This is a genomic window from Bradyrhizobium sp. Leaf396 (genome assembly GCF_001424605.1).
Taxonomy (GTDB): domain Bacteria; phylum Pseudomonadota; class Alphaproteobacteria; order Rhizobiales; family Xanthobacteraceae; genus Bradyrhizobium; species Bradyrhizobium japonicum_C.
The window spans coordinates 55,140-81,167 of sequence record NZ_LMQJ01000016.1; the positions used below are offsets into that span (position 1 = coordinate 55,140).

Below are 26,028 nucleotides of genomic sequence, written 5' to 3' on the forward strand. Positions count from 1 at the left end.
GATTAGGTTTGATTGCGCCACCGGCGGTGCGCTCCTTCTCCCGCTTGCGGGAGAGGGTTGGGGAGAGGGTGTTTCCGCAATCGGACAATCGCCAAGAGAAGAAAGCCCTCACCCGGCGCGGTCATCGATTCACTCTAAAGCCGGGCCGGCGATCAGCGGTCGACCTCGCCGAACACGATGTCCAGCGAGCCCAGGATCGCCGAGACGTCGGCGAGCAAGTGCCCCCTACAGAGAAAATCCATCGCTTGCAGATGAGCGAAGCCGGGGGACCTGATCTTGCACTTGTAGGCCCTGTTGGTCCCGTCCGAGACGAGAAACACGCCGAATTCGCCTTTGGGCGCCTCGACGGCAACGTAGATCTCGCCGGCAGGAACGTGGAAGCCTTCGGTGTAGAGCTTGAAATGGTGGATCAGCGCTTCCATCGAACGCTTCATTTCGCCGCGCCTGGGCGGAGCGATCTTGTTGTCCTGCACGAGCACCGGGCCCCCGCCGTCAGGGGACTTCAGCTTCTCGATGCACTGCTTCATGATGCGGACTGACTGCCTCATCTCCTCCATGCGAATGAGATAGCGGTCATAGCAATCGCCGTTCCTGCCGATGGGAACATCGAAGTCCATCTCGGCATAGCAGTCATAGGGCTGCGCCTTGCGCAAATCCCAGGCGGCCCCCGAACCACGCACCATCACGCCCGAGAATCCCCAGGCCCAGGCCTGTTCGAGCGTCACCCTGCCGATATCGACGTTGCGGCCCTTGAAAATCCGGTTGAGCGAGAGCAGCCGGTCGAGATCGTCGACGACCTTCAGAAATGGATCGCACCAGGCCTCGATGTCGTCGATGAGCTTGGGCGGAAGATCCTGATGGACGCCGCCCGGCCGGTAATAGTTGGCATGCATCCGGCTGCCCGAGGCTCGCTCATAGAACACCATGAGCTTCTCACGCTCTTCGAAGCCCCACAGCGGCGGCGTCAAGGCGCCGACATCCATGGCCTGCGTGGTGACGTTCAAGAGGTGCGACAGGATGCGGCTGATCTCGTGATAGAGCACGCGGATGAGCTGGCCGCGCCGCGGCACCTCGATTCCGATCAGCCGTTCGATGGCAAGGCAGAAGGCATGCTCCTGCGTCAGGGGAGCGACATAGTCGAGCCGATCGAAATAGGGAATGGCCTGGAGATAGGTCTTTGCCTCGATCAGCTTTTCGGTGCCGCGGTGCAAAAGGCCGATGTGCGGATCGACCCGCTCCACGACCTCTCCGTCCAGTTCGAGCACGAGCCGCAGCACCCCGTGAGCGGCGGGATGCTGAGGACCGAAATTGATGGTGAAGTTTCTGAGGCTGGGAGATTGTTCCGGCATTCTGCTTCCGATCGAAGACGTCGCGGCGACACCTTAGCCGCGATCCGGAACGACCGGCTTCACACAGGTTAACGGCTCGCCTCAAATGGCGAGCATCAGTGCCCTGCGAGCGTTTTGGAACACCACATCTCGGGCCGCGTTCAATGTCGAAATTGGAGATCAAAGATGAAACATCGCCTGCTTGCCGTCGCTCTGGTGATCGCGGGTGGCTTCGCCTCCTCGAACGCGGCTTTCGCGCAAGATCGCTACTGCCTGCAGGGTCGCATCTGGGGCTATCCAGGCAATTGCCAGTTCGCCAGCTACGCCCAATGCATGGCGACAGCATCGGGAACGAACGCCTATTGCGGCATCAATCCCCGCTATGCCCACGCACGCCGTTACAGGGGATACCGGTGATCAGCCCCGAACTCCGGACTGGCCACCGGCGTCCGTCTTGACCGATCCTGCAGCTGAGCGGAGCGGGGTGGCGGCGGCAGAGCGCCCTCTCACCGCCATTACCTTTTCCGGCGGCCTCGGTCTTGGCGCCTATCACGGCGGTGTGTTCGAGGCGTTCACCTCTCTTACGTTGCCGCTCGATTGGGTCACCGGTTCATCGGCAGGCGCCATCACCGCTGCACTGATCGCGGGCAGCCCGAGCGCCGACCGGCTGCGCAATCTGCGCAGCTATTGGCACGCGCCAAGCAATCCAGCCGCAGCGCCGAACGCAGGCCGCCATACGTTGGCCTGGCTGAGCTCGATCAATACGCGCGTGCTAGGTCATTCGGGCTTCTTCCATCCCCGCCTCCCTCTCCCGGCATCTCACTTCGGCGGTCTCTACGATCTCGGCCCCACCCGCGAACGCCTCCGGCGGTTGATCGATTTCGAACGTTTGAACGGCGGCGATCCGCGCATCACGATCTGCGCCACGGACGTCGAAAGTGGCGATGCGGTCTTGTTCGACTCCGCATTGGAGCGGATCGAAATGGATCACATCCTGGCCAGTTGCGGATTCGTCCCGGAGTTCGCTCCAGTGCGGATCGCCGACCGCTGGCTCGGCGATGGCGGGTTCTCGCTGAACGCGCCATTCGACCCGGTCCTCGAGAATGCGGGCCCGCTCCACCTCTATGTCATCGATTTGTTTCCACGCGACGGCAAGGTCCCTGACGGGCTCGAGGCCGCAGCCGAACGCAAGAGCGACCTGACCTTCAGCAACCAGACCTTCCAGCGCCTTGGATATGCCCTGGAAGCCCGTCAGCTGCGCGCCGAGCTTCAGGACCTCGACTATGACGACAAGGTCTATCTCCTGAGCTACCGCCCCGGCCGCGAGGAAGCAGGTCCTGAAAAATCCTTCGATCTGTCGGAGACAGCCATGGCGCAACGCTGGCGGGCAGGCTTGCTCGATATGCAGCATGCCGGACGCCTTGCTCCGGTCAAGAACGGGATCTGCAGCGTGCGGCGGCCATAGCGGCGTCTCCGACGAAAGCACGCGAGCTGCGGCCTAGATGTCATGGTCGAGATGCCGGCAGATCTCGCCAAGCAGCTGCTTGACGCCCTCGTCTGCAGCGATGCCTTCCGGCGGAGCAATGGTGGTGATGCCCCAGTTCGCGAGCACGGCCTCCTGGACCGGATTGCGCTGCGTGACGAATACGAAGGATTTCGGCCGGTCCTGGTTGTGCCGGGACCCGTCCCAGATCTGCCAGATCCGGTGCAGCAGCAGGCGGATGTTGGGATCGGACATGCTGTATCCGATGAAGAGCAGCGTGCTGCCGAGGGCATCGGCGCGAAACCGGATGTCGAGCGGAGAATTGAAGGAGAGCCGATTGAGAAAATCGGTCTCGGTCAGAACGAGCGAGGCGTCATCGTCGAAGTCGCCGTGGAATTTGATGATGTGGGTGACGCCAGGGTCGGCGCTCGCGATCTCCTTGGCGTTGCTGATTTTCGCGTACGGCTTCCTGAGGACGTCGAAGGCGGTTTCGAGATTGCGATCGTAGTTGGTCGTGTAGATCACCGGAAAGTCGAGCTGGACGATCATCCGGTGAAGCTCCGAGGCCGCAATTCTCTCGGGATCGACGCGCCAGTTTCGGTCCAGCCAGCTGCGGAGCGGCCCGATCGCGCCACGCTTCAGCCGGTAATACTCCGCGAGCATCTGATAGCCGCCGTGCATCCCGTCGATGACATTGCGTTCGAGGCCAAGATCGTCGAGCAGATGGTCGATCAGGGATTGCCAGGACGGCAAGCCGACTGCCATCGAGACACCGGCGCCGACGAACAGGATTGCGCGGCGTCGCTTGATGGCCGCCGCCAGGACTTCATGAGGCGCTTCCTGCTCGGATGCGAGCCCTGTGGTTCGTTGCTCCATCCTGTTTGAATGGTTGGCCGGGAGGCACGTTCCTAAAGCAGCATCGTCGTTCAGCCGTCCAGCGGCGAGGATGCACCCTCCTCCGTCTGTGCTGCGAACCGTGCGATCAGGCGCCGAAGCTCGGCCTTGTGCACCATGCGTGCCGCCCTCTTTGGCGAGACCCAGATCGCCTCCCGCTCTCCTTTCTCGGGCCACCAGCGCTCGCGGCCGTGCACCTGCATCGGAAAGACCGCGACGTTCAAGGTCCGCTTGCGATCGCCCTTTCCCTTGCGATGCTTGAAGCTGCCGACTGCCCGGGTTGCGATGACGCCGATCAGGCCGGCCTCCTCGTAGGCCTCCAGTGCAGCGGTGAGGTGCGGCTCCTTGTTGCGCATCGGCGATCCCTTCGGGACGCTCCACCTGCGCTTGCGTCTGGTCGTGATCAGCAGCACCCGCAGTTCGGACTTGTCCAAACGAAACGGCAACGCGGCAAACTGTTTCTTTCCCATCAAACGCCTCCGACTCGCGTTACCAAGCGAGCGCTGCAGCCATGGTTCCTGTCTGGAAGCTTACGCCTCGGCCCCCCGATCAGAACTTCCGCTCCACCATCTTGAGCCGCAGCGCCGAAATGGCTTCGCCGGGATTGAGGCCCTTTGGACAGGCTTTCGCGCAATTGAGAATGGTGTGGCAACGGTAAATTCTGAAGGGATCCTCGAGCATGTCGAGGCGATCGCCCGTCGCTTCGTCCCGGCTGTCGTTGATCCAGCGTGCCGCTTGAATCAGCGCGGCCGGCCCCAGGAAGCGCTCGGAATTCCACCAATAGCTCGGGCATGACGTCGAGCAGCACGCGCAGAGGATACATTCATACAATCCGTCGAGCTTCGCCCGATCCTCATGGCTCTGCCGCCATTCCTTCTGCGGCGTGGGGGATGCCGTCTGGAGCCATGGCTCGATGAGCGCGAGCTGCGCATAGAAGTTGGTCAGGTCCGGCACCAGGTCCTTCACCACAGGCTGATGCGGCAGGGGCAGCACGCGGAGCGGCTCGCCCTCCTGAATGTCCTCATTCATGGACTTGGTGCAGGCGAGCGTGTTCTGACCGGCGATGTTCATCGAGCAGGAGCCGCAGACGCCCTCGCGGCAGGATCGCCTGAATGTCAGGGTCGAGTCGATGTTGTTCTTGATCCAGATCAGGCCGTCCAGCACCATCGGCCCGCAATCTGTCTGATCCACGAAGTAGGTGTCGAGCCGCGGATTGCGGCCATCATCGGGATTCCAGCGGTAGACGTGAAATTCGCGCAAGCTCGTGCCGCCCGGCTTTGGCCAGAGCCTTCCCTGCTCGATGCGCGAGCTCTTCGGAAGCCTGAACTCCACCATTCTCTCCTCCTCCGTCAGGCCGGCGCAAAGCAGCGCAATTGCAGGAGGTCATCGACGGACAGCCCGAACAAGAAGACGCGAAGCGCCGGCGCTGTGGCGAGGACCAGCAGCAACAGAAAGATCGTGTAAACGAGGACCGGCGGCGTGCTTCTAACGAGCCTGTAGGCTGCCTCCCGCATCCGCTCCCTCCCGCTTGCCCGCTCGCGCCATCGCAGCGCCCATGATGACCATCGCAGCCCCCCACAGCAGGAAGCCGATATCCCAGAAGATGCGTTGCTCGTCCGGCACCGTCTCATTCACCCGATGCAGCTTGAGGATCTGGTGATCGATGACGCCCTCGACCAGATTGAAGATGCCCCACCCGAGCAGGATCGCGCCGAGACACTGCCAACTGGACCAGCGCAGCTCGCTCCCGCGCGCCCGCTGCCACATCAGGTAGAGACCTGCGAGCAGCAACACGTAGGTGGCGCTGTGAAAGATGCCGTCCCATGTCGTGTTGAGTGTGATGTTCTCGATCGAATTGAGCGGATACCAGCCGCTCACCATATGATGCCATTGCAGCAACTGATGAAAGACGATGCCGTCGAAGAACCCACCGAGGCCAAGCCCGAGGAGGACGCCCGCGGAAGTCGGGAAGCTGTCTGATCTCTTGTCATGCATTGAATGGCTCGCGCGGGCGGAGGCACCGTGAAGCGAGTACAAGACGTGCCACACGCAGACGTTCCTATGGATCAGAGTCCGCCAGGCACCGCATGCGGAGAGCACCCACGCGCTTCGTCGGCCGTAACATACGTTAACTGGAGCGAGGGCTCAGCAGCGCTCGGAACGTGGCATCGCGATCTTCTCGGTCGACAGGAACGTTCGACCGCTGCGAGCGTCTGTTGTCGACACCGTGGAGGTGCAGGAGAAGATCACACCATGGCCTATGCGCTATTCAAGGACGCAGAAAGGCTAAGCCGGACATTTCCGACGAAAGAGGAAACGTTGGAGAAGGCCGACCGCGCCGGGCTGGTCGAACACAGCGACGGCCAGCCCGTGCTCGAGGACGATCTGAAGATCAAGCCCTGCTCTCCCGACCCTGGGCCGCGCGACGACGCGGATCTCGACTGGACGCCGGACGAGCCGGCGTCCTGATCGTGCGTCAGCATCCCTTGCAGATGCTCCTGATCTTCCGACCGACATCGGAGTCCCGCGACGTCTCCGAGCGGATCTGGTCGTCCCCGTCCAGCGAGGGACCCGGTGTTACCGTTCCGTCGATACGCCCGATATTGACGCCGCCGGCCGGGTTGCCGGGTCGCCCCACCGTGATCGATCCCCGCGGAGCAGCGCTACCGCCGGACTGGGCGGTACCGGCCGCGTTGGTTCCGGGAGCTGACGCGGTGCCGCCACTGCTTCCAGCCGCAGCACCGGCGGCGCCTCCGCCCGCACTGCCGCCTCCGCCCCCCTGTCCCGATGCCGGTCCGATGGCAGCTGCCGCAAGCACAGAGACCAACACGAGACCCGTCATTCTCTCATGGCATCTGTTTCGGTCGAGCATCATCGATCCTGCTGATAGCCCTGATTGGTCGTGTTCTGCTTGATGTTGCCGTGGCGTCCCTGCGTATCGAAATTCTCGCGGCCCGGAACGCGTTCTTCCACCTCGGTGGCCGGGTCTGCACCGGGTCCCTTGTTGCTTCGCTGTTCTTCGGGAACTGGAGGCATCTTTGACATGTCTTGCTCCATGGCTTCGCACCTTGACGTAGAATAATGAACTGACGCCCGGGGGTGTTCCTGCGCCGATCGCCGCAGCACGCACGGACGGCCGAGGCCATGGAACAACCTGTTCTGGCTCGGGTTGGTCAGCAAGCCGCACCGCCATAGCCAGAGAAAAATACATGCCAAAAGCGACTGAAAACGATCCGCGAGAGACACCACTCGACGATCCACGTCGGCAGACGGACATGCCCACTCACCGGCAGACGCGGGAACCCTGGCAAGGTAATCCCGAAAAAGACCAGATCGATCCGGAACGGCCGCCGGTGGACCTGGAGCGTTGGCAGAAATCGAACACGCACTAGGGAGCAGCCGCAACTGGCGGCGCCTGCCTCGGCGTCAGGTCCTGTCGAGATCGTGGATGACCGGCCGTAGCGGGCCGCTCCGCTCGATGTCGAGCGTCGCCAGCGTGATCGGCAGCGCGAAGCGTCGTTTCCCTGCACTTCCCGGATTCAGGTAGAGCACGTCTTCGGCAGTCTCGATCCGCACGCGGTGGGAGTGGCCCGATACTACGACGTCGATCCCGAGTTCAGCAGGATCGATCGAGAGTTGCTTGAGATCGTGCAGGACGTAGAAGCGGCGGCCGCCCAGGCCCAGCGTCAGCGTCTCGGGAAAAGCTTCAGCCCACGCGTCCCGATCGACATTTCCTCTGATCGCGGTGACCGGCGCTATCCGGCAAAGCCCGTCCATGACAGCCTGGCTGCCGATATCGCCTGCATGAATGATGTGCGAGACACCGGCGAGGCAGTGCACCGCCTCCGGCCTCAGCAGTCCATGCGTGTCGGCAATCACGCCGATCCTGAGCGTCATGTCAGATCACACTTCAATGCAAGACGTCCAATGGCATCCGACCGATTTCCTCACCATCCTCGTTCGTGACGAGGATATAGAAGTGACGCCCCTTGAGCTCGGGCCTCTCCCCGAGCAGGCGCTTTGCAATCTCCTCGGCGACATCCAGGGCGTCGATGTCATCCGGCAACTCGGCACCTCCTTCGTCTACAACGGTTTTTGAATCCACCAGATCAAAATGATAGCGCGGCACGTCCGGTCCTCGGGCTTCCGCAGGGAACGCGCGGTCGCGAAGCTTCGTTCCGGGGCGAGCGCCGTCGGCGATCTTGTCCTTCAGGTCCCCAAGACGTGGCGGTCGACGGCGGCCCCTGACTCGGAGGAATGCTGGGCGATTGCGTCCGGGACACGCATTGCCAATCGACTGAAGTAGCCGAACTGGTCGCCTCACGCGCGGCGGCGCCGCAGCCTCGCGCGAGATGCGGACGCGCGCCCGGCCGTCGATGCCGCGAGGGCCAGACAAGCCGCGACGCCGAGCACGACGAGCCCCGCGCTGACCACGCCGGCGGGCAGCATTTTCTTTCCCGCCAGCCAACCGCCGTCCAGCGACGTGCCCTGCGGGCCGGCTTCGATCAAGGTGCCCTCGCTCACCGGCGCGGGACGCGCACGCGACAGCAGCCAGCGGAAGACAGCCCCCAGGACGTTCTCGGTGATCCCGGGTGCGACCGCATAGGCCAGCTGGCCGGCGCGCGCCGGCCACCCCACCGCCACCTCGTCACGAGGCGCGCGGACAAGGCGCACGAAGGTCTCGGCCACGTCCTCGGATTGATAGAGCAACGGACCGGGATCGAGCCTTCGTCCGGACGTATTGGCGCCGTGCACAAAGCCTGGCGTATCGACGATGGCTGGGAAGACGCCGCAGACATGAATATCGGGATGGGTGCGGAGTTCCTGACGCAAGCTCGCGGTGAAGCCGCGCAAGCCGAACTTGCTGGCGGTATAGGCTGCCGCAAAGGGCGTCGGCGCCCAGCCGCCCAGCGAGATGTTGTTGATCAGCACGCCGCGATTCTGGCGGAGGAAGATGGGAAGCACCGCGTAGGCGCCATGCATGGTGCCGAGCAGATTGACCTCGATCGTGCGGCGATGAAGCGCAATATCCGCATCCTGATAGGCGCCGAACACGCCCGTTCCGGCATTGTTGATCCAGACGTCGATGCCGCCGAACGCGTCTTGGGCCGTTCTGGCCAGACGCTCCACCGCCTGCGCATCGGTAACGTCGGTCGGCACGGCCAATGCCCGGGCTCCGAGCGCTTCACATTCGCCGGCAAGGCGCATCAGGACTTCGCCGCGCCGAGCCGCGAGCACCACGCTTGCACCGTTGCGGGCAAACGCCAGCGCAGCGGCACGGCCGATTCCGCTGGAGGCGCCGGTGATGACGACGCGTGTGCCAATCATCTGCCCCTGCTCGGATCCCAAGACGCCCTCGGGAAGCAACCAGCGCAAGGATCGTCGCAGGCGCGCCGTTCCTTGTGTCTCGAACCAGTCGCCATGTGCAAAAATCACCCGTTCCGGAGCCAGCCTCACGAGCCGCTCGGCTGCAGCCCGCGCCGCGCCACCACCAAGGCGCAGCAGAAGCCGCAGATAGACCGGGGCCCTGCCGTCCGGCTTGGCAATGCCGAGCAGGTTCGCCGCGGCTTCATTTGACGCGCTGAGCCGATGGGCATCGAGGTTCTGCACGAGATCCGTCAGGACCAGCGTCCGGCTTCGTCGGTCGAACAGCTCGACCTCCGAAAACATCGGGGCATTCACCGACACGGTTTCGAGCTCGGCGGTCCATTCCTCCGGCGTCGTGTCTCCCAGCTCCCGATCGATGCGGAGGCCGGCAGCCCGAACCTGCTTGCGCGCCCCAAGGCCGCGCGCTGCGAAAGTCGCGGCCTGCGGCAGCTCCCTTTGCCATCCGGGGACAAACATCCAGTGCGCGATGTTCGGCGCCAGCAGGTACTTGATCGTGCCCAGCCGCTCCAGCTCCTGGCGCAGAGCTGGCGAATGCCTCACGGGCGAATGCAGCACGAGATCGCCGTTCGACAGACGGATGACGGTCATGCGCACGGGCAGTTGCAGACCGGCGGCGCTGATCGGCTTGTCGTCGACGATCCAGATATCGTCTGTCACCCGCGACAGGCTGGGCATCGACGAGGTGGTATCGGAATCTTGCATGAGCGTCTTCCATTGCGAGGACCTTGCTCAAACCGCGGGCGCAACGCTCGTTCCCTCACCAACATCCTCAACTTCACCTCGCTACACGCGCTTGACCCACTTCAAGCCGCGAGCGCAACGCGCAACGCACTTCGGAAGTGACAGTGCCCCAATCGCCCGGCTTCTTCTGATGAAACAACCGCAGGCTCGGGTACCAGAACGAGTGCGCGCCGGATTGAGGCCAGCGCCAGTCGCATTCGGCGTGCAGCAAGACCCAGGTCTCGCAGCCGAGTGCGCCGGCTAGATGGGCAACCATGGTGTCGACACAAACAAGAAGGTCGAGCTGCCGCAAGCGATGGCCGAGGGTCGCGATGTCCGGCGTTCTGATCTCGAGCGCTCCGATCGCGGCGAGCTCTTCGGGGCTCGCGCCACGCTGGACGGAATACAGCGTCACCCCGGGTACGGCGAGACCACTCAACAGTGCGGCCGGGACTTCACGCCGCTTGTCCCACTCTCCGACTTTCCAGACGAGACCAACGGCAAGATTCTGCTCTTCCCGGAGAGGTGGAACGACAGTTGGAGGCAGCGCCAAATAGGAAGCGCCCACCTCGACCTGATCCCGTCGCGCTCTGATGGCATGCGGCACCTCCATGATCTCGATGTCGACCTCGAAATCGACTTCAGGCACCCCATCATGGAGGGGAAACGCGCGGTCGATGCCCGGCGCACTCTCGACCAGCGGAAGAAGTTCGGGCTGACACCACAGCGTGACGCTGCGAGCAATCTGGCGGAGCGGCCTGATGAATCGCAGAAACTGGATCGTGTCGCCGAGGCCGTGATAGCAACGCACCAGTACGTGCTTGTTCTTCAGGTCTTCGCCGCGCCAAATCCGCTGGAGATGACGCGGGCCGGTATGCTTGGGCGGGGGCGTAACTTCCAGCAAATCACGATCGTTGATCGCCCAGGCACGCGCGAAGTCGCCCGCCCTGATCGCCTGAACCCAGTCGCTGGCCATCAAGCGCGTCGCTAGTGTCGCACGAATTTATGGAATCGGCTGAGCTTACCGTCCTTGGTCTTGTCCTGGTGCAGGAACGCAATTCCGGCTTCGTCGAACTTGTCGAAGAACTCGTCCCAGCTGATGCGATCCAGCCCTTCGTCCGGCGGATCGAAATCGATGCGCAGGATTCCGGCGTGGCCATCCTCCTCGGTCGCCTTCACGGTTGCGGGTTTCCCGCCGCGCTCTTCGGCCCATTTACGAATTACACCATGATCGGTGGTCTGGTGAGCTTCGCTATTTTCCGCCTTAGTCATTTCACACCTCGCTTAACCGGCCGGGCCGATGAGCCCGGCACCGCATCGAACCATTGGCCGACAAACGCCGGTCGGAGCGATTTGTTCTTCGGTCGGATGCGGAGCAGCCCGGTGACGCCGGCATCATCATCTTCTTCATCTTCATCGTGAAAGCTCTTCGTTCCCTGCAGACGGCTGGAGAATTTATCCCATGTTAAGTCCCGTGCATTTTGTCGGCCTGAATCGCGGGCAACGCGGCGCTCACATCTCCCTGCCGGGAACGAACATACCTTCCACACGTTCGCCGACGTACTTACACCGACGCCTCGTGCTTTCCCGGAGGGCTCAATTCCATGCATTCTCGTCTTCAAGACAGGCGCCGCGTGCGCGTCGGACTCGTCGGCGTCGGCAATTGCGCGAGTTCCTTCGTCCAGGGCCTCACCTACTACCGGAACGCCAAATCGAACGAGCCCGTCCCGGGACTGATGAACGCGGATCTCGGCGGCTACCACATCAGCGACATCCAGATCGCGTCCGCTTTCGACGTCAACGCCAGCAAGGTCGGCCGCGATGTCGCCGACGCGATCTTTGCACCCCCCAACAATACGCACCGCTTCTCCGACGTCGCGCCAACCGGCGTAATCGTGCAGCGCGGCCCGGTCCTGGACGGCATCGGACATTATCTCGCGGACGACATCCCGATTGCGGATGTGCCGGAGGCCGACGTATCCGAAGTGCTGGCGATGTCCCGCACCGACGTTCTGGTATCCTATCTTCCGGTGGGCTCGCAACGCGCCAGCGAATGGTATGCGGCGCGCGCCATCGAAGCCGGCTGCGGCTATGTCAATTGCATTCCCGTCTTCATCGCCTCAAATCCGGAGTGGCGGCGGCGGTTCGAGGAGGCCGGCCTGCCCATCGTGGGCGACGACATCAAAAGCCAGGTCGGCGCCACCATCCTGCATCGCGTGCTCGCCAATCTCTTCCGCGAGCGCGGCGTGCGGCTCGACCGTACCTACCAGCTTAATGTCGGCGGCAATACCGACTTCAAGAACATGCTGGAACGGGAGCGATTGGCCTCGAAGAAGATCTCCAAGACCCAGGCCGTGACCAGCCAGTTCGACGTTCCCATGGAGCCCGACAACATCCATGTGGGACCGAGCGACCACGTGCCCTGGCTCACCGACCGCAAGCTCGCCTTCATCCGCCTGGAAGGCACGACGTTCGGCGGCGTTCCCCTGAGCGCCGAAGTGAAGCTCGAGGTCTGGGACTCTCCGAATTCGGCAGGCGTCGTGATCGACGCGGTGCGCTGCGCCAAGCTCGCGATGGACCGCGGCCAGGCCGGAGCGCTGACCGGCCCTTCGAGCTATTTCATGAAGTCGCCGCCGCAGCAATTTACCGACGAGGAGGCCGGACGGCGGACGCGCGCCTTCATCGATGACAAGGCGTATGCGTGATGGCCAGACTCATTCACCTGGTCCGGCACGGTCATCATGCCCTGCTCGGCCGATTTCTGTGCGGCCGGATGAAGGGCATCGAGCTCGATGATATCGGCTGTGGCGAAATGGCGCGCTGTGCCGAAGCTGTTGCACCCCGGCCGACGCTCATTCAATCCAGCCCGCAGCGGCGCTGCATGCAGTCCGCCTGCATCCTGGCTGCGCACTTTGGGCTGCCGGTCGAGATCGTCCCCGCTCTCGACGAGCTCGACTATGGGGAATGGACCGGACGATCATTCGACGATCTGGCGCCGGATCCACGATGGTCGCGCTGGAACCGGCGACGCAGCACGAGCCGACCACCCGGCGGCGAGAGCATGCGCTCGCTTCAGAATCGCACGGTCGCTCACCTCGAGCAACTACGTAGCGATGGCAGTCCCGACATTGTCGTCGCCGTCAGTCACGCCGAGCCGATCCGCGCCGCGCTGTTATACTATTCGCGGATGCCACTAGACGATTTTCTCTCGATCGAAATCGATTCTGCCAGCATCAGCACGCTCCGCGCCGACGGCGGCGGCATGAAGATCATCGGGATCAACCAGCGGGTGCCGGCGTGAGGATCGTCATCTTCGGCCTGACAATCTCCTCGTCCTGGGGCAATGGGCACGCCACTTTGTGGCGCGGCCTCTGCAAGCATCTCGCGCGGTCCGGACACAGCGTCGTCTTCTTCGAGCGTGACGTTCCCTACTATGCCGGTGCCCGAGATCTCTACGAGCTGCCCGGGGGCGAGCTCCGCCTATACTCCAGTTGGGACGATGCGTGGCAGAACGCCAGCGCCGATATCCGTGAGGCCGACGTCGCGATTGTGACCTCCTATTGCCCCGATGCGATTGCGGCAACCGATCTGATCCTCACCGAAGGTCGCGCCGTTCCCGTCTTCTACGATCTCGATACTCCGGTTACGCTCGCAAAGCTCAGGGCCGGCGAAGCCGTTCCCTATATCGGACCGCGCGGCCTTTCGGATTTCAACCTGGTGCTCAGTTTCACGGGCGGACCTAGGATCACGGAGGAATTCCGTGACCGGCTCGGCGCGCGCGACACCCGGCCGCTTTACGGGCACGTCGACACCGACGTCCACCGGCCGGTCGCACCCCAGCCGCACTATCGCGCCGATTTGTCCTATCTCGGCACCTATTCTGAAGACCGCCAGCGAACGCTCGAGACGCTTTTCGTCGCGCCTGCGCGGGCGCGACGAGATCTCCGCTTCCTGATCGGCGGGGCGCAGTATCCAAACGATTTTCCCTGGTCGCCCAACATCTATTTCGTGCGGCACCTGCCGCCGTCGGAGCACGCGCCGTTCTTTGCCTCATCGCGGCTGACGCTCAATGTCACGCGCCGCGCCATGGCCGAGATGGGCTGGTGTCCTTCCGGCCGGCTGTTCGAGGCTGCGGCCTGCGGCGCGCCGCTGGTGAGCGACGACTGGCCAGGAATTGCGGATTTCTTCGCGCCCGGAGAGGATATCCTGATCGCAAGCGACGAACAGGACGTGCTCGCCGCGCTCGCGATGACGGATGCCGAGCTCCGGCGGATGTCTCTGCGCGCCTACGAGCGCACCATGGACCAGCATACGTCCGACAAGCGCGCGCGCGAACTGATCGTGCTGCTGGAGCAGATGGCATCGAAGCGCGTGTGCCGGCAACAACCCGAGGAGGCCTGATCATGTGGGGCATCGTTCCGGCCGCGGGCCGCGGCAGCCGTATCCAGCCTCTCGCGTTCTCGAAGGAATTGCTACCGGTCGGCAGCCGCCGTGACGACGGGACGGACCGCCCCTGTGCCGTCTCGGAATATCTGCTGGAGCGCCTCATCCTCGGCGGCGCCGACAAGATCTGCTTCGTGATCTCGCCGGGCAAGTCCGACATTCTCGAGTACTTCGGCGACCATTACGGCACCGCTGAGCTCGCCTACGTCGTGCAGCCCGACGCATCGGGCCTGTGCGACGCCGTCTTCAGGGCACGCACGGTCGTCGGGCAACACGAGGATGTCATGGTCGGCCTGCCTGACACCGTGTGGTTTCCCAAGGCGGCCCTGCAATCCCTCCCCGAGGCCGACCTCTCGTTCCTGCTGTTCCCGGTCGAACACCCCGAATTCTTCGACGCGGTGGTGCTGGATGGCGACCGCGTGTCGGAGATCCAGGTCAAGCAGCCCAATGCAACGTCCCGCTGGATCTGGGGCGCATTCAGAATGTCGGCACGCGGCTTCCGCGAGCTGCAGGCGCTGTGGAACGCGCGCGAACGTCGCGACGAATATTTCGGGACGCTGGTCAACGCTTATCTTTCGGCCGGTGGCCGCGGCATCGGCGTCAAAGCCGGCGAATCCTATGTCGATGTCGGCACCATCGACGGCTATCGCACGGCCATGGCCCTGCTCGCCGAGACCGCCGAGGGCCGTTCGAAGTTGCGGGCCCGCGCGTCGTCCGAAGGCGTCCGCCCGGTCCCAGCGAACAACGGAGCGATTGCATGACCCGAGGCGCCCTCTCCCGCGAGGAAATCCGCCAGCGCGTCGATGCGCTGGGGCCGTGGTTTCACAACCTCGACCTGAAGGGCGTGCCCACCGCGCCCTCGCACTTCCTCGGCGACTATCCCAACGTGAAATGGCAGCGCTTCTCCGGCATCATTCCCGATCGACTCGAAGGCAAGACCGTGCTCGACATCGGCTGCAATGCCGGCTTCTATGCCATGGAGATGAAGCGGCGCGGCGCCGAACGCGTGCTTGGCCTCGATACCGACGAAGAATATCTGGCCCAGGCTCGTTTCGCCGCCGAGGTGAACGGGCTCAGGATCGAGTTTCGCCGGATGTCGGCCTATGATGTCGGGCAGCTCCGCGAGAAGTTCGATCTCGTGATCTTCATGGGCGTGCTCTACCATCTGCGGCACCCGCTGCTCGCACTGGACCTGATCCACGAGCACGTCGCCGGCGATCTCCTGCTGTTCCAGTCGATGCAGCGCGGTGATGGCCGCATCGATACCATCAAGGAGAACTACGACTTCTGGACCACCGACCAGTTCGACTCCTCCGGCTACCCCAAGCTGCACTTCATCGAGCACAAATATGCCGACGACCCCACCAATTGGTGGGTGCCCAATCGCGCCTGTGTCGAGGCCATGTTGCGCAGCGCGGGCTTTGCCATCGCGGCGCATCCGGAAGAGGAGGTCTATCTTTGCAAGCGGACGGCGCGGCCGCAGGCCGATGGTCCGGTCTATCCGTCGCGGGAGGCGAACCGATGATCGAGGCCGCCAAGATCTGGAACGAGCCCAACAACAAGTCGCATTGGGACATCCTGATCGATCCGGACTGGGCGATGTTCGCAGATCTCGCGCTCGCGGCCGGAAAGGCCATCCGCAGCGCGCATCCGACCTTGCCGCGCGTGCTCGGCGGCATTTCGCCGATCGATCCCTCCTTCATGCGCAACATGCAGGCGCGCGGCGTGCTGGATCACGTCGACGCCGTCGCCGTGCACGGCTTTCCGCTCGACTGGAATCTGTGGCAGATCGGGGAATGGCCGGCCAAGATCGACGAGATCAAGGCCGTTACCTCGCTGCCGGTCTGGGTGACCGAGGTCGGCGTCTCCTCCTTCGGTGCCGAGGAGGTGCAGGCCTGGGGATTGTCGCGCACCGCCGAGCTCTTGATCGGCCGGGCGCCGCGCATTCACTGGTACAGCCTGTACGATCTCCCGTCAGCCTGGGAGGCGACCACCCGGCACAAGGAGGCGGAAGGATCGTCCTACTACCGGCATTTCCACATGGGGCTGCTGCGCGAGGATGGAACACCGAAAGCCGCAGCGGAGCTGTTCGGCCAATACGCTGCCGATATGGGCCTGTGCCAGTGGTTTCACTACGAGGACCATCGACTTGAGGACGCCGTCCGCTGGATGCGCCGCCTCGGCGTGAGGCACTTGCGGACTGGTCTGTCATGGGCCGACAGCTTCCGTCCCAATGCGCTCGACTGGTTCGACCGCCAGATGGACGCGCTCGCCGAGTTCGAGGTCACCGTGACCTTCTGCTTCACGCCGGAGCACCGCGGCCTCGAGCCTCATCACACCAGCCCGCCGCACGACGTGAACGAATTCGCCGAGTTCTGCGCGCAGATGGTCGACCGCTATTGTGCGAAAACCGGTCTCTCCTCATCGCTGGCTGCTTCGCTGCTCCGGGAGCCCACATGCGTGCCCTGATCCTGGTGATGGATTCCGTCGGCATCGGTGCGGCGCCCGATGCCGACAATTACGGCGATGAAGGCGCCGATACCGTGGGTCACATTGCGGATGCGTGCATGGCCGGCGATGGCGACAGCACGCAACGGGAGGGGCCGCTTCGCCTGCCCAATCTGGTCGCGCTCGGCCTCGGTCAGGCCTGCCGCCTTGCCACCGGGCGCGTCCCGCCTGGGCTCGACGGTCGGCTCGAACATGCGCGCTATGGATGCGCGAGCGAAATATCCAGAGGCAAGGACACGCCCTCCGGGCATTGGGAGATCGCCGGCGTGCCTGTCACGTTCGAGTGGGGCTATTTTCCAAAAGTTCGACCCTGCTTCCCTCGCGATCTCGTCGAGAACCTTTGCGAGCGGGCCGGATTGCCCGGCATCCTCGGCGATTGCCACGCCTCCGGCACCGACATCATCGCCGAATTCGGCGAGCGTCACATGCGAAGCGGTGAGCCGATCTGCTACACTTCGGCCGACAGCGTGTTCCAGATCGCGGCGCACGAGGAGACCTTTGGGCTCGATCGGCTTTACGAGCTCTGCACGGTTGCGAGGCGACTGGTCGATCCCCTGAACATCGGCCGCGTCATCGCGCGTCCGTTCATCGGATCCAACGCACACAACTTCAAGCGCACCTCGCACCGGCGAGATTTCGCCGTCCCGCCGCCCGAACGAACCATCCTCGATCTTGCCGAAAGCTGCGGCCGCGACATCGTGACGATCGGCAAGATCGACGACATCTTCGCCCATCGCGGCACAGGACGGAACCTGCGCGGGGACGGCAATGCCGAACTGTTCGATGCCATGCTCGACGGGCTGGCAAGCCTTGCAGAGGGCGGGCTGCTGTTCGCAAACTTCGTCGACTTCGACACGCTCTACGGCCACCGTCGCGACGTTGCCGGCTATGCAGCGGCGCTCGAAGCCTTCGACGCCCGCCTTCCCGAGTTGCTCGGCCGACTGCGAGACGACGATCTTCTGATCATCACCGCTGATCACGGCTGCGATCCGACCTGGAGCGGAACCGATCACACGCGCGAGCAGGTCCCGATCCTGGCGTGGACGGCGCAATCCATCGCACCGATCGGCCAGCGAGCTGGCTTCGCCGACATTGGCGCGAGCGTTGCGAGACACCTCGATCTGCCGGCGCCCGCTCACGGAGCACACTTCTAGATTCCGTCGCGAGCGGATTCACCTGGGTTATTGATCCAGGTTAGAGAAATTATCGTTTGTAGGTTTCGCAGGAACGAACATTCCTTGCACCGCTTCTACCTCCCAGACGTGACTGGCGCGCGGGTCGCCCGACCAAGCCAAGGCGCGCTTCAACTCTCATCCTCGGCCGATCCCGAAAGGATCGGACCCATACGGCGCGGAGCGATGAATGACGCGAGTATTGATTACGGGAGGCGCGGGATTCATCGGCTCGCACACGGCCGACGTGCTGCTCGCAGCCGGCTATGACGTGCGCCTTCTCGACAATCTCTCCCCACAGGTTCACGGCGGCAACCGTCAGCGACCCGCCTATCTCGCCGATGACGCTGAGCTCGTCGTCGGCGACGTCACCGATGCTCTCGCCGTCGAACAGGCATTGCGCGGCGCTGACATGGTGCTGCATCTCGCTTCTGCCGTCGGTGTCGGCCAGAGCATGTACGACATCGAGCCCTATGTCAGGACCAACGAGCTTGGCACCGCCGTGTTGCTGCAGGCGCTTGCCAAGCGTCCGGCCGCACGGCTGGTGGTGGCATCCTCGATGAGCATCTACGGCGAGGGCCTCTATCGTGACGGCAGCGGGACAGTCGTCGCCTGCGACGAACGGCCGATCGAGCAGCTGCGCCAAGGAGAGTGGGAACTACGGGATTCCGCAGGCGATCCGCTCGATCCCATACCCACGCCGGAAACGAAGCAGCCGTCCCTGAGCTCGATCTACGCGCTGAACAAGTATGCGCAGGAGCGCATGTGCCTGATCACCGGCAAGGCCTACGGGTTTCCGACCGTGGGCTTGCGCTTCTTCAACGTATTCGGTCCGCGGCAAGCCCTGTCCAATCCCTATACCGGCGTGCTGGCGATCTTCGCCGCTCGGCTGCTGAACGGCCGGCCGCCGCTGGTCTTCGAGGACGGCATGCAACGGCGCGACTTCGTCCACGTCCACGACGTCGCCCGCGCCTGCCGAATGGCGCTCGAAGCCGACCACAGCCAGGACGTCTTCAACGTCGGCTCGGGGCAGAGCCGCACCATTCTCTCGGTCGCCGAGGATCTGGCCCAGGTGATGGGACGGCGTGATATCGCGCCCGAGATCACGCGGAAATATCGCGCCGGCGACATCCGGCACTGCTTCGCCGACATCGGCAAGGCACGCGACCTGCTCGGCTTCGAGCCGCATGTCGCGTTCAAGGACGGCCTTGAAGAGCTCGCCGAGTACCTCGCCGACCAGATCGCGGACGATCAGGCCGAGCGGGCGACCCGTGAGCTGGTGCAACGAGGGCTGGTCGCGTGATGAGTGAACGAGACAACAGACACGTGCTGGTCACGGGCGGCTGCGGCTTCATCGGCTGCAATCTCGCTGACCGCCTCGCCGATCGCGGTGATCGCGTGCTGGTGCTGGATAATCTTGCCCGTGCCGGTGTGCGCGAGAACGCGCAATGGCTGAAATCCCGTCATGGCGACCGTATCACAATCGCCGTTGCCGACATCCGCGACCCGATCCCGGTCATCGACGCCGTGCGCGAGGCGCGCGCCGTGCTGCACCTGGCGGCTCAGGTCGCCGTCACCGACAGCGTCAGCGATCCCGCCGCCGATTTCGAGATCAACGCGCGCGGCACGCTGAACGTGCTTGAAGCCGTTCGCCTGCATAACAGCGCGGCGCCGGTGATCTTCGCCTCGACCAACAAGGTCTATGGGAGGTTGATCGAAGACAGCGAGATTGCGCTCCGGGGCCGCCGCTACACGCCGGTCAGCGATTTGCTCAGCGGCGGCATCTCCGAGAGCGCACCGCTGGATTTCTACAGTCCTTACGGATGCTCCAAGGGCACGGCCGATCAATACGTCCACGACTATTCAAGAGTGTTCGGGCTCCAGACCGCGGTAATGCGCATGAGCTGCATCTACGGACCGCGGCAGTTCGGCACCGAGGACCAGGGCTGGATCGCGCATTTCCTGCTCAGCGCTATCCGCGGCAACCCGCTGACGATCTACGGCGACGGCAAGCAGGTTCGCGACGCGCTGCACGTCTCGGACGCGGTGAACGCCTGGCTCGCGGCGCTCGACCACATCGCGCTGGCCCGCGGGAGGGTCTTCAATCTCGGTGGCGGTCCGGCGAATGCGGTCAGCCTGCTCGAGCTGATCGATCGCATCACCGAACTGACGGGTCGCACCGTCACATATCGCTTCGCCGACTGGCGACCGGGCGATCAGCCCTGGTACGTGACCGATACGCAGGCGCTGACCGCCGCGCTCGGCTGGACGCCGCAAGTGTCGCTCGCCGAAGGCCTGCGCTCGCTCCACACCTGGCTCGACAGCCGCTTCGGATCACAGGATAGAAGCGAGGCCCTGGCATGACGCGGGTGGCCCTCATCAATCCGAACTGGGATTTTACCGGAAGCATCTACTTTGGCTGCCGGTCCCCTCACCTGCCGCTCGAACTCGGCATCTCCGAGCGTCACCTGAAGGCGGCCGGGCACAAGACGCTGCTGCTCGATGCGCATATGTTCGATCTCTCGCTCCACGAGATCGAGGCCGAGCTGCGCGCCTTCCGCCCCGACCAGATCGTCATCACCACCGCGCCGACATATCTGTTCTGGCGCTGCGCGCCGCCGGAGCTCCGAGTGCCGCAGCAGCTCGCATTGGCTGTGCGGGACCTTGCGCCGACGCTGATCGCGGTGGGCCCGCATGGCTCCACGACGCCGAAGGCGGCCTTCAAGAAACTCGGCGTCGACATCGTCGTGATGGGCGAGTGCGAGGGATCGCTGCTGCGTCTCGCCAACGGCGAGCGGGACTTTCCGGGCCTCTGCTTCCTGGACGGTCGCTCGCTCCGGGTCAACGGCGGCCCACAGGCGGTGGCCTTCAGCGATCAGCCCGCACTCCATTGGCCGGACGAGATGATCCGGCGGCACCATCATCACCACCACCGCTTCGAGGCCGAGCCGATTGCGCCGGGCGCTGAGGTGGAGGCCTCGCGCGGCTGCCCTTACAATTGCACGTTCTGCGCCAAGGAAAATTTCCGCAACGCCTACCGCAAGCGGCCGCCAGCCGTCGTTCTCGACGAGATCGATCGTCTGCGCACCCACGGAATCGAGTACGTCTACTTCATCGACGAGATCTTTCTTCCCAACCGGGAGCTGCTGGAAGGGTTGACAGCCCGGGGCCTGAAGTTCGGCGTGCAGACGCGCATCGACCTGTGGAAGCCCGACATGCTCGCGCTGCTCGGCCGCGCCGGCTGCGTCTCGATCGAAGCCGGCATCGAGAGCCTGACCGTGGAAGGGCGCGCAGCACTCGCCAAGAACTGCAAGATGACCACGGATCAGCTCGCCGATCGGCTGGTCGAGGCCCGCCGCCACGTGCCCTTCGTGCAGGCCAATCTGATCGAGGTTCCGGAGGATGACGATCCCATCGTGCAGCGCTGGCGGCGCACGATGCAGGATGCCGGCGTCTGGGCCAACGATCCGGTGCCGCTCTATCCCTATCCCGGCTCGCCTGACTACCGCAAGCTCTGGGGCGAGCCCGACGATTTCGCGTGGGAGCGCGCTCACCGGCACTATCTCGCGATGTTCGATCAGTTCAGCGACGTGCAGAACGATCGCCCCGCCCCGCTCGACAGCCTCGAACTCCAGGTGGCCTCATGAGCCCGGGCGCGGACATCAGGATCATGATGACGACCGACACGGTTGGTGGCGTATGGACTTATTCCTGCGCCCTCGCCGGCAGCCTCGCCGCGGCCGGCGCCGACGTCACGCTCGTCACGCTAGGCCCGCGCGCTCGAATCGATCAACGCCAGATGCTGCGTGGCACGCGAGTAAACCTGGTCGAGACGGACCTCGCGCTCGAATGGCAAGACCCGGAGGGGCAAAACGTTTCCGAAGCACGACGGGTTCTCACTAAACTCGAAGCCAGGCTGAAGCCTGGCATCGTGCATCTGAACAGCTTTCGCGAAGCGACCTTCGCCTGGCATGCTCCGACCGTGCTGGTGGCGCATTCCTGCGTAAATTCCTGGGCGCTCGCCTGCCACGATACGTCCTGGCTCGGCGAGCCGAGATGGCGCCGCTACAGCGAACGCGTCGCTGCAGCGCTCGACGCGGCGCAGGCCTGGGTGTGTCCAAGCCAGGCCTTCCACGAGGACATGACGGCGATCTATAGCCCCCGATCACGCGGCGCGGTGATCTGGAATGGAATTACGCCTCGTGATCCCACCGGGCGTAAGCAGGATTTGATCTTCTCGGCCGGCCGGTTGTGGGACCGCGCCAAGAATGTTGAAGCTCTCGCCGCCGCTGCGCCCGGGCTGGACTGGCCGGTCGAGATCGCCGGCCCCGTTGACGCACGGCTGTCGACGGCTGTCACCCGGCTCGGCGAGCTGCCGCACGAAGCCATGGCTGCGCGCTTGCAGCACGCTGCCATCTTCGTCAGTCCCGCCTTGTATGAGCCGTTTGGCCTCGCCGTGCTGGAAGCGGCGGCCGCGGGTTGCGCGCTGGTCCTCTCCGACATCCCGACGTTCCGCGAATTGTGGCGCGAAGCCGCCCTGTTCTTCGATCCGACCGACCGCGATGCGTTGCATCAAACCCTCGCAGACCTTTGCGCTGACGATGCGGCTCGGGCACGGCTGCAGCGCGCCGCCTATGAACAATCCCTGACCTATTCGCTGATGCGCATGACCAGCGCTTATCTTGGTCTCTACCAGGACCTGATCGCATCCAGCGGGAAGACCGCGCCGAGCCAGATCGAGGTGCGCGCATGAAATGCGTCCTGTTCTATCATGCGTTCACCTCGTGCTGGAACAACGGCAATGCGCATTTCCTGCGTGGCTACGCGAGGGAGCTGCACGCGCTCGGGCACGAGGTCGTCGTGTTCGAGCCCATTGACGGCTGGAGCCGGCTGAACGCCATGCGCGAAGGCGGCAGTCATGCGATGGAGGAGATTCCCACCCTCTTTGCCGGAATAGACATCCGCCGCTACGACGCCAGCCTGGATCTCGAGCGGGCGCTGGACGGGGCCGATCTCGTCATCGTGCATGAATGGAATCCGCCCGATCTCATCGCGCAGATCGGACGCCGACGCGCGCAAGGCGCTCCCTTCACGTTGCTGTTCCACGACACCCATCATCGCGCCGTCAGTGCGCCCGAGGAGCTTGCGCAGTTCGATCTCGACGGATTCGACGGCGTGCTCGCCTTCGGCGAGGTGCTTCGGCAGATCTATCTGAAGCTTGGCTGGGCCGACCGGGCCTTCACCTGGCACGAGGCAGCCGATGTCGCGCTGTATCATCCGCTGCCGCAAGTCGAGCGCGCCGACGATCTGGTCTGGATCGGCAATTGGGGCGATGGGGAGCGCAGCGCCGAACTCAACGAATTCCTGGTGGGGCCCGTGGCGGAACTGAAGCTCCGCGCAAGCCTCCATGGCGTGCGCTATTCAGATGACGCACTCCTCACCATCAGGAGCGCGGGTATCCGTTATGGCGGCTGGCTGCCAGCACACTGGGTCCCGCTCGCCTTCGCCGGCGCACACACCACGATCCATGTGCCGCGCGGGCCTTACGTGCGCCTGCTTCCGGGCATTCCGACCATTCGCGTGTTCGAAGCGCTGGCCTGCGGCATTCCCCTGGTTTCGGCACCCTGGTCGGACGCAGAGGGTCTCTTCCCCGATGGCGCCTATCTCAGTGTTGCCGATGGCGCGCAGATGACGCGTGCGCTTCGTTCCCTGCGCGGGGATCGGGAGATGTCCGCCGCGATGGTGAATACGGGACTTGAGACGATCAGGGAGCGTCACACCTGCCGTCACCGGGCGGAGCAGCTTGTCGGCATCGTGGCCGACATCCGGGGCTCGGGCCTCCAGTCACAGTCCCAGCATGATATCGGAGCCGTCGCGTGAATATCTGCTTCTTTGGATCCAGCCTCGTCTCATCCTACTGGAACGGCGCCGCCACCTATTACCGCGGTATGCTGAAGGAGATCGCGGCGCTCGGCCACGACGTCACCTTCTACGAACCCGACGCCTTCGAGCGCCAGGCGCATCGGGATATCGGTGACCCGGAATGGGCCAGGGTCGTCGTCTATCCCGCGACCCCGGACGGCTGGCGCCACTCGCTCGATGCAGCGGCGAAATCGGCGGACATGCTGGTCAAGGCGAGCGGCGTCGGCGTCTTCGATCTGGAGCTGGAGAACGCCGTCGCGGAGCTGCCGACGCGGCTGACGCGGATCTACTGGGACGTCGATGCTCCTGCCACGCTCGAAGCGATGGAAATCGATGCGCAGCATCATCTGCGTCGCGCAATTCCGTCCTACGACATGGTCCTGACTTATGGCGGGGGCGATGGGGTCGTGTCCGCCTACCGATCGATGGGCGCGCGGGATTGCGTACCGATCTACAACGCGCTTGATCCAGCCACGCATTTTCCGGCACCGTCCAATCCGCGCTTCGCCTGCGATCTCAGCCTGCTGGCCAATCGCCTGCCTGATCGCGAGAAGCGCGTGGAGCATTTCTTCCTCGACGTTGCGCGCCGCCTGCCCGAGAGGTCCTTCGTGCTCGGCGGTTCCGGCTGGGACGACAAGGACGCGCCCGGCAATCTGCGCAAAGTCGGTCATGTCGGCACCGCCGATCACAACGCGTTCTTCGGCTCCGGGCTCGCGACCCTCAACGTCAACCGCGACAGCATGGCGCGCTATGGCTTTTCTCCGCCGACGCGCGTGTTCGAAGCGATTGGCGCCGGCGCTTGCCTGATCACCGATCAATGGGCCGGCATCGATCACTTCCTTGAACCCGATCGCGAGGTGCTGGTTGCCGCTGACGGAGCCGCGGTCGCAGAGCACCTCGCCGCGCTCGATCCGGAGCGGGCCCGCTCGATCGCCCGCCGCGCCCGCGCGCGCATCCTGAGTCAGCACACCTACCGGCAACGCGCCCACCAATTCAACGATCTCTTCGTCGCCCGCAGCTCGCGAATCGAGGCAGCAGAATGAACCTCTCCATCGTCGTCATCGGACTTTCGGTCACTTCGTCCTGGGGCAATGGTCACGCCACGACCTACCGCGCCCTGATCGAAGCCCTGGCGCGACGAGGTCACCGCGTCACGTTTCTGGAGCGGGACGTGCCTTGGTACAGGGATCACCGCGACCTGACCAAGCCCTCTGCATGGACGGTCGAGCTGTACCAACCCTTGAAGGACATCCCGCGCCGGTTCGGCAAGCTGATCCGCGATGCCGATCTGGTGATCATCGGCTCCTACGTTCCTGACGGCATCGCGATTGCCGAATGGGTGACGACACACGCGAGGGGCGTCACCGCATTCTACGATATCGACACGCCAGTCACGCTGGCAAGGCTCGAGCAGGGCCTCGACTATCTCTCCCCCGCGATGATTCCGCGCTTCGATCTTTATCTGTCCTTCACCGGTGGTCCGGTGCCCGGCATGATCGAGCAGAGCTACGGCAGTCCGCTCGCGCGTGTCCTTTACTGCAGCGCGGATCCGGAGGTCTACACGCCGAAGCAGGCGCAGCCGGAATGGGCACTCGGCTATCTCGGCACCTACAGCGAGGACCGGCAGCCGGTTCTCGACGAATTGCTGCTTGCGCCGGCGCGCACGCTCGCCTCGGAGCAATTCGTCGTCGCCGGCGCGCAGTATCCCGCGAATATCGCCTGGCCCGCCAACGTCTCCCGGATCGAGCACCTCTCGCCAAAGCAGCATCCGGCGTTCTACGCCGCGCAACGCTTCACGCTGAACGCCACCCGCGCGGACATGAAAGCGCTGGGCTTCTCGCCGAGCGTCCGGCTGTTCGAAGCCGCCGCCTGCGGCACGCCCGTGATCTCGGATCGATGGGCCGGGATCGAGACGATATTCGCGCCGTCGAAGGAGATCCTGCTGGCAGCCAACCCTCGCGACGTCGTCCAGATCTTGCGCGACATGCCCGAGGAGCAACGGCGCACGATCGCTCGCAACGCACGGCGGCGGGTCCTCGCCGACCACACTCCCGATCATCGCGCCCGGCAACTGGAGACCTATTACGCCGAGGCATCCGCGCGGCGGCGCCGCAAGGCAGCACCGCTCCCGGTCGTTCGCCCCATGCAGGTCGCCCAACTCTGAAAGGCA

The 26,028-nt window shown here is 64.2% G+C and carries 30 protein-coding genes; 18 read left to right on the plus strand and 12 right to left on the minus strand.

The features are described from left to right. Positions 1 to 152 precede the first annotated feature (152 nt). A complete protein-coding gene (locus tag ASG57_RS17440; RefSeq protein WP_024338419.1) occupies positions 153 to 1,349 on the minus strand; it encodes an NADH-quinone oxidoreductase subunit D in 1,197 nt (398 codons plus the stop codon). 165 nt (positions 1,350 to 1,514) lie between these two features. Here ASG57_RS17440 and ASG57_RS17445 point away from each other — a divergent pair, with 165 nt between their 5' ends. Both ASG57_RS17445 and ASG57_RS17450 read left to right on the plus strand, forming a co-directional pair. Beyond that, a complete protein-coding gene (locus ASG57_RS17445; RefSeq protein WP_024338420.1) occupies positions 1,515 to 1,745 on the plus strand; it encodes a DUF3551 domain-containing protein in 231 nt (76 codons plus the stop codon). A gap of 37 nt (positions 1,746 to 1,782) precedes the next feature. Further along, entirely contained in the window at positions 1,783 to 2,793 is a 1,011-nt protein-coding gene (locus tag ASG57_RS17450; RefSeq protein ID WP_230646681.1) for a patatin-like phospholipase family protein, read from the plus strand. Positions 2,794 to 2,826: 33 nt separating this feature from the next. Here ASG57_RS17450 and ASG57_RS17455 read toward each other — a convergent pair whose 3' ends face one another. From ASG57_RS17455 to ASG57_RS17470, 5 genes are all read right to left on the minus strand, one after another. Next, positions 2,827 to 3,687 carry an SIR2 family NAD-dependent protein deacylase gene (locus tag ASG57_RS17455; protein WP_024338422.1) on the minus strand — a complete coding sequence of 287 codons (861 nt, stop codon included), beginning with the start codon at positions 3,685 to 3,687 and terminating at the stop codon, positions 2,827 to 2,829. 50 nt (positions 3,688 to 3,737) lie between these two features. Next, a complete protein-coding gene (locus tag ASG57_RS17460; RefSeq protein WP_024338423.1) occupies positions 3,738 to 4,175 on the minus strand; it encodes an NUDIX hydrolase in 438 nt (145 codons plus the stop codon). A gap of 79 nt (positions 4,176 to 4,254) precedes the next feature. Then, on the minus strand, positions 4,255 to 5,040 hold the full coding sequence (locus ASG57_RS17465; RefSeq protein ID WP_024338424.1) for a succinate dehydrogenase iron-sulfur subunit: 786 nt from the start codon (positions 5,038 to 5,040) through the stop codon (positions 4,255 to 4,257). A 14-nt stretch (positions 5,041 to 5,054) separates the two neighbouring features. After that, positions 5,055 to 5,219, minus strand: a complete 165-nt coding sequence (locus ASG57_RS37870; protein WP_155248341.1) for a hypothetical protein — start codon at positions 5,217 to 5,219, stop codon at positions 5,055 to 5,057. Continuing rightward, positions 5,191 to 5,700 carry a DUF2243 domain-containing protein gene (locus tag ASG57_RS17470; RefSeq protein WP_024338425.1) on the minus strand — a complete coding sequence of 170 codons (510 nt, stop codon included), beginning with the start codon at positions 5,698 to 5,700 and terminating at the stop codon, positions 5,191 to 5,193. The genes ASG57_RS37870 and ASG57_RS17470 overlap by 29 nt, the downstream gene beginning before the upstream one ends. Positions 5,701 to 5,958: 258 nt before the next feature. Here ASG57_RS17470 and ASG57_RS17475 point away from each other — a divergent pair, with 258 nt between their 5' ends. Next, complete coding sequence (locus ASG57_RS17475) at positions 5,959 to 6,174, plus strand: hypothetical protein (RefSeq protein ID WP_024338426.1); 216 nt, start codon at positions 5,959 to 5,961, stop codon at positions 6,172 to 6,174. A gap of 402 nt (positions 6,175 to 6,576) precedes the next feature. On the opposite strand, the gene ASG57_RS38740 is transcribed toward ASG57_RS17475, so the two are convergent. Continuing rightward, entirely contained in the window at positions 6,577 to 6,750 is a 174-nt protein-coding gene (locus ASG57_RS38740; protein WP_192859581.1) for a hypothetical protein, read from the minus strand. A 164-nt stretch (positions 6,751 to 6,914) separates the two neighbouring features. Between ASG57_RS38740 and ASG57_RS36810 the strand changes: the two genes are divergently transcribed. Beyond that, positions 6,915 to 7,097 carry a hypothetical protein gene (locus ASG57_RS36810; protein WP_080654851.1) on the plus strand — a complete coding sequence of 61 codons (183 nt, stop codon included), beginning with the start codon at positions 6,915 to 6,917 and terminating at the stop codon, positions 7,095 to 7,097. A 34-nt stretch (positions 7,098 to 7,131) separates the two neighbouring features. Here ASG57_RS36810 and ASG57_RS17485 read toward each other — a convergent pair whose 3' ends face one another. The 5 genes from ASG57_RS17485 to ASG57_RS17505 all read right to left on the minus strand — a co-directional run bounded on the left by ASG57_RS17485 (position 7,132) and on the right by ASG57_RS17505 (position 11,085). Next, a complete protein-coding gene (locus ASG57_RS17485; protein WP_024338427.1) occupies positions 7,132 to 7,602 on the minus strand; it encodes a metallophosphoesterase family protein in 471 nt (156 codons plus the stop codon). A 13-nt stretch (positions 7,603 to 7,615) separates the two neighbouring features. Further along, positions 7,616 to 7,834, minus strand: coding sequence for a DUF6894 family protein (locus ASG57_RS36815; RefSeq protein WP_080654852.1), 219 nt, complete (start codon positions 7,832 to 7,834; stop codon positions 7,616 to 7,618). 191 nt (positions 7,835 to 8,025) lie between these two features. Further along, positions 8,026 to 9,795: an SDR family oxidoreductase gene (locus ASG57_RS17495; RefSeq protein WP_024338429.1), complete on the minus strand. Its 1,770-nt coding sequence runs from the start codon at positions 9,793 to 9,795 to the stop codon at positions 8,026 to 8,028. Positions 9,796 to 9,868: 73 nt separating this feature from the next. Further along, complete coding sequence (locus ASG57_RS17500) at positions 9,869 to 10,789, minus strand: glycosyltransferase family 9 protein (RefSeq protein WP_024338430.1); 921 nt, start codon at positions 10,787 to 10,789, stop codon at positions 9,869 to 9,871. An 11-nt stretch (positions 10,790 to 10,800) separates the two neighbouring features. Continuing rightward, positions 10,801 to 11,085 carry a hypothetical protein gene (locus ASG57_RS17505; protein WP_028145852.1) on the minus strand — a complete coding sequence of 95 codons (285 nt, stop codon included), beginning with the start codon at positions 11,083 to 11,085 and terminating at the stop codon, positions 10,801 to 10,803. A 332-nt stretch (positions 11,086 to 11,417) separates the two neighbouring features. On the opposite strand from ASG57_RS17505, the gene ASG57_RS17510 reads away from it, so the two are divergent. The 14 genes from ASG57_RS17510 (at position 11,418) to ASG57_RS17575 (ending at position 26,022) form a co-directional block, all read left to right on the plus strand. Further along, positions 11,418 to 12,518, plus strand: a complete 1,101-nt coding sequence (locus ASG57_RS17510) for an inositol-3-phosphate synthase (protein ID WP_024338431.1) — start codon at positions 11,418 to 11,420, stop codon at positions 12,516 to 12,518. Next, entirely contained in the window at positions 12,518 to 13,114 is a 597-nt protein-coding gene (locus ASG57_RS17515; RefSeq protein WP_024338432.1) for a histidine phosphatase family protein, read from the plus strand. The genes ASG57_RS17510 and ASG57_RS17515 overlap by 1 nt, the downstream gene beginning before the upstream one ends. Next, the gene (locus ASG57_RS17520; protein WP_024338433.1) at positions 13,111 to 14,214 is read left to right on the plus strand and encodes a CgeB family protein; all 1,104 of its coding nucleotides are present in this window, start codon (positions 13,111 to 13,113) and stop codon (positions 14,212 to 14,214) included. The genes ASG57_RS17515 and ASG57_RS17520 overlap by 4 nt, the downstream gene beginning before the upstream one ends. Positions 14,215 to 14,216: 2 nt before the next feature. Beyond that, positions 14,217 to 15,017 carry a nucleotidyltransferase family protein gene (locus ASG57_RS17525; RefSeq protein WP_024338434.1) on the plus strand — a complete coding sequence of 267 codons (801 nt, stop codon included), beginning with the start codon at positions 14,217 to 14,219 and terminating at the stop codon, positions 15,015 to 15,017. Next, positions 15,014 to 15,781 carry a TIGR04290 family methyltransferase gene (locus ASG57_RS17530; protein WP_024338435.1) on the plus strand — a complete coding sequence of 256 codons (768 nt, stop codon included), beginning with the start codon at positions 15,014 to 15,016 and terminating at the stop codon, positions 15,779 to 15,781. The genes ASG57_RS17525 and ASG57_RS17530 overlap by 4 nt, the downstream gene beginning before the upstream one ends. Then, positions 15,778 to 16,725 (plus strand): glycoside hydrolase 5 family protein, encoded by a 948-nt coding sequence (locus ASG57_RS17535; protein ID WP_024338436.1) that lies wholly within the window; start codon positions 15,778 to 15,780, stop codon positions 16,723 to 16,725. The genes ASG57_RS17530 and ASG57_RS17535 overlap by 4 nt, the downstream gene beginning before the upstream one ends. After that, on the plus strand, positions 16,713 to 17,918 hold the full coding sequence (locus ASG57_RS17540; RefSeq protein WP_024338437.1) for a phosphopentomutase: 1,206 nt from the start codon (positions 16,713 to 16,715) through the stop codon (positions 17,916 to 17,918). Before ASG57_RS17535 ends, ASG57_RS17540 begins: the two co-directional genes overlap by 13 nt. Positions 17,919 to 18,126: 208 nt before the next feature. Beyond that, entirely contained in the window at positions 18,127 to 19,239 is a 1,113-nt protein-coding gene (locus tag ASG57_RS17545; protein WP_024338438.1) for an NAD-dependent epimerase/dehydratase family protein, read from the plus strand. After that, positions 19,239 to 20,300: an SDR family NAD(P)-dependent oxidoreductase gene (locus ASG57_RS17550; RefSeq protein WP_024338439.1), complete on the plus strand. Its 1,062-nt coding sequence runs from the start codon at positions 19,239 to 19,241 to the stop codon at positions 20,298 to 20,300. The genes ASG57_RS17545 and ASG57_RS17550 overlap by 1 nt, the downstream gene beginning before the upstream one ends. Then, a complete protein-coding gene (locus ASG57_RS17555) occupies positions 20,297 to 21,583 on the plus strand; it encodes a TIGR04295 family B12-binding domain-containing radical SAM protein (RefSeq protein ID WP_024338440.1) in 1,287 nt (428 codons plus the stop codon). Before ASG57_RS17550 ends, ASG57_RS17555 begins: the two co-directional genes overlap by 4 nt. After that, entirely contained in the window at positions 21,580 to 22,689 is a 1,110-nt protein-coding gene (locus ASG57_RS17560) for a glycosyltransferase family 4 protein (RefSeq protein ID WP_057196870.1), read from the plus strand. The genes ASG57_RS17555 and ASG57_RS17560 overlap by 4 nt, the downstream gene beginning before the upstream one ends. Beyond that, positions 22,686 to 23,816 (plus strand): CgeB family protein, encoded by a 1,131-nt coding sequence (locus tag ASG57_RS17565; RefSeq protein ID WP_057196871.1) that lies wholly within the window; start codon positions 22,686 to 22,688, stop codon positions 23,814 to 23,816. The genes ASG57_RS17560 and ASG57_RS17565 overlap by 4 nt, the downstream gene beginning before the upstream one ends. Further along, on the plus strand, positions 23,813 to 24,901 hold the full coding sequence (locus ASG57_RS17570) for a CgeB family protein (RefSeq protein ID WP_024338443.1): 1,089 nt from the start codon (positions 23,813 to 23,815) through the stop codon (positions 24,899 to 24,901). The genes ASG57_RS17565 and ASG57_RS17570 overlap by 4 nt, the downstream gene beginning before the upstream one ends. After that, positions 24,898 to 26,022 carry a CgeB family protein gene (locus tag ASG57_RS17575; RefSeq protein ID WP_024338444.1) on the plus strand — a complete coding sequence of 375 codons (1,125 nt, stop codon included), beginning with the start codon at positions 24,898 to 24,900 and terminating at the stop codon, positions 26,020 to 26,022. Before ASG57_RS17570 ends, ASG57_RS17575 begins: the two co-directional genes overlap by 4 nt. Positions 26,023 to 26,028 lie beyond the last annotated feature (6 nt).